3 protein-coding genes are annotated in these 2,592 nt (G+C 59.5%); all 3 read right to left on the bottom strand.

Annotated elements, in window-relative coordinates:
• Positions 1 to 794: 794 nt before the first annotated feature.
• Positions 795 to 1,061, bottom strand: coding sequence for a 30S ribosomal protein S20 (gene rpsT / locus EOA86_RS30100; RefSeq protein ID WP_029356919.1), 267 nt, complete (start codon positions 1,059 to 1,061; stop codon positions 795 to 797).
• A gap of 181 nt (positions 1,062 to 1,242) precedes the next feature.
• Positions 1,243 to 2,016, bottom strand: coding sequence for an enoyl-CoA hydratase (locus EOA86_RS30105; RefSeq protein WP_127211873.1), 774 nt, complete (start codon positions 2,014 to 2,016; stop codon positions 1,243 to 1,245).
• An 83-nt stretch (positions 2,017 to 2,099) separates the two neighbouring features.
• Positions 2,100 to 2,592 (bottom strand): zinc finger domain-containing protein (locus EOA86_RS30110; RefSeq protein WP_281035711.1); only part of this gene is annotated, 493 nt, incomplete at its 5' end.

The following is a 2,592-nucleotide window of genomic DNA, read 5'->3' on the forward strand; positions in this document are numbered from 1 at the left end:
GCATCCATGTTTCCGGCGTCCGTGTCCTCGCTGCGACACCATCGCCGCCGCCGGCAGATGATGTCGCCTCATTGTCAGGGAACCGGCGCCGCCTCATCAGAGCCAGCCCGCTTTGGTCATGTCAGGGCATACAACTCCCTCCGGCGAAAACGCCGGCGCGTTATTGATCTGCCATGTACAATTACGCCAATCCCCTACCGTATCGAAAAGACAAACCAAGCCCGTACGCGGAAATGATCCACGTCACGAATTCTGCCATTTTTTGCTGGCCGATTCAGGCTGGGTTAAGGGCCAACGGCCCGTCCCTCTCGATAGATCGACATTAACGAAATCGCTGTGGATAGGGCAAGGCCACGCCTAACGGATTTTTAAGGAATGTGGTTAGCGCAGACGGGTTCGGAGCCTGCGTTGCACTGGCATGTTTTGACAAAGCCATTGTGATTCAAACCCTTTTCCGGCGAATATGAAAAAGGCCGCATCGCGCGAAATTTTCTGAAATAATTTTCTTGACAGGCAAATGTTCCCCATCCCCCGCGCCCGATGTGAACAAGCTGTGGATGACCGTCAATAACTTATTGAAAAATATAGCTGATTTTTGACAGCCGATATCTTCGCTGTGAACGCTTTCAGCGGCTGCGCCTATCAGCAGGCATGTATATGCCGGCAAAGCATTTCGAACATTGAAATCGTGCGGAGTGTCCGTTTGCGAGATTTCTTTTTAAGTACTTGCCGGCAAACGAAAAAACCCGGCACGAGCGGCCGGGCTTGAAGAGGACAAGATCAGTAAAGGTATATTAGGCCGACAGCACCTTGAGTCGCTGCGCCAGGCGCGAGACCTTGCGGGACGCCGTATTCTTGTGCACCACGCCCTTGGTCGCGGCGCGCATCAATTCCGGTTCCGCCACCTTGAAAGCAGCCTGCGCAGCAGCCTTATCGCCCGAGGCGAGCGCCTCTTCGACTTGGCGGATGTAGGTCCGCACGCGCGAGCGGCGGTTCTTGTTGATCGCCGTGCGACGGGCGATCTTGCGCGTTGCCTTTTTGGCCGAGGAGGTATTGGCCATGATGCCTCTCTTCTGATCTGGTGGGCGCATGCGGGATGCCGCAGGGCGCAAAAACAAACGGGCAGCCACAGGGCCGCCTCGGTTGGTGCGGCTTATAGTTCAGCTTTTCCGGCGCGTCAACGCTGCTTCGCCTTCTTTTTGGCCGCTGCTGTCGCCCGCTTCTGGCCGCTGTCGTCGCGATCTATCGGTTCGTGAAATTTGGCTTCCGCTTCTCGGCAAAGGCCGCCATGCCTTCCTTCTGGTCATCGAGCGCAAACAGCGAGTGAAACAGCCGGCGCTCGAACCGCAGCCCTTCGGCCAGTGTCGTTTCATAGGCGCGGTTGACGGCCTCTTTCGCCATCATCACCGACGGTAGCGAAAAATCGGCTATCTTGGCCGCCGCCTTCAACGCCTCCTCGAGCAGCTCGACGGCGGGCACCACACGCGACACCAGACCGCAACGCTCGGCTTCCGCCGCATCCATCATCCGTCCGGTCAGGCACATGTCCATCGCCTTCGATTTGCCGACGAAGCGGGTGAGGCGCTGCGATCCGCCCATGCCCGGCATGACGCCGAGCGTGATCTCGGGCTGGCCGAACTTGGCGTTGTCGGCGGCGATGATGAAATCGCACATCATCGCCAGTTCGCAGCCGCCGCCGAGCGCATAGCCGGCCACCGCCGCGATAACAGGCTTGCGCGCCCGGGTGAACTCTTCCCAGCCGACAAAGAAGTCCTGCACATAAGCGTCGACAAAGGAGATCGCCTGCATTTCCTTGATGTCCGCACCTGCCGCGAAGGCTTTTTCGGAGCCGGTGATGACCATCGCGCCGATGTCGGCATTCGCGCAGAAGCCATTCACGGCCGCTACCATTTCCGCCAGGACCTGGGAGTTCAGCGCATTGAGCGCCTTCGGCCGGTTCAGCGTGATCAGCCCGACCTTGCCGCGGGTTTCCACGATGATCGTTTCATAGGCCATGACTGTATCTCCTCACTCGGTCATCTAATTTACATCTGGCGTCCAGCTCATACTCTGCATCTAGGACACACCCGGCACCTAGCTCACAACTGACAGGTCCGGCAATAGAAGGTGGAACGCCCGCTTTGCACGATGCGCTCTATATGGCCGCCGCAGCCGTGCTTGGAGCAGGGTTCGCCCTCGCGATCGTAGACCGCGAACGAATGCTGGAAATAGCCCAGAGACCCGTCGGTCTGCATATAGTCGCGCAACGACGATCCGCCGGCGGCGATCGCGTCGGCTATCACCGCGCGGATGGCTTCGGCCAGGGCGTCGCGCTGCTGTTTGGCCTTCTTTCCAGGATTTGCGATGGTGCCCGCCTCGCGCAACGGCGACAGACCGGCGCGCCACAGGGCCTCCGACACATAGATATTGCCGAGCCCGGCGATCAGCCGCTGATCGAGAAGTGCTGCCTTCAGCGGCGATCTCCGGCCTTTCAGCAGCGAGGCGACCAACTCGCCGTCCAACGCATTGCCTGTCGGCTCGACGCCCAGCCCCGCGAGCATCGGATGCGTGTCGGGTGCCCCTTCGGAAAAT

The organism is Mesorhizobium sp. M5C.F.Ca.IN.020.32.2.1 (assembly GCF_004023105.1).
GTDB classification, from domain to species: Bacteria; Pseudomonadota; Alphaproteobacteria; order Rhizobiales; family Rhizobiaceae; genus Mesorhizobium; species Mesorhizobium wenxiniae.

Coding starts and splice junctions, on each gene's coding strand:
- rpsT (WP_029356919.1), bottom strand. CDS start 1,061: ATGGCCAATACCTCCTCGGCCAAAAAGGCAACGCGCAAGATCGCCCGT.
- EOA86_RS30105 (WP_127211873.1), bottom strand. CDS start 2,016: ATGGCCTATGAAACGATCATCGTGGAAACCCGCGGCAAGGTCGGGCTG.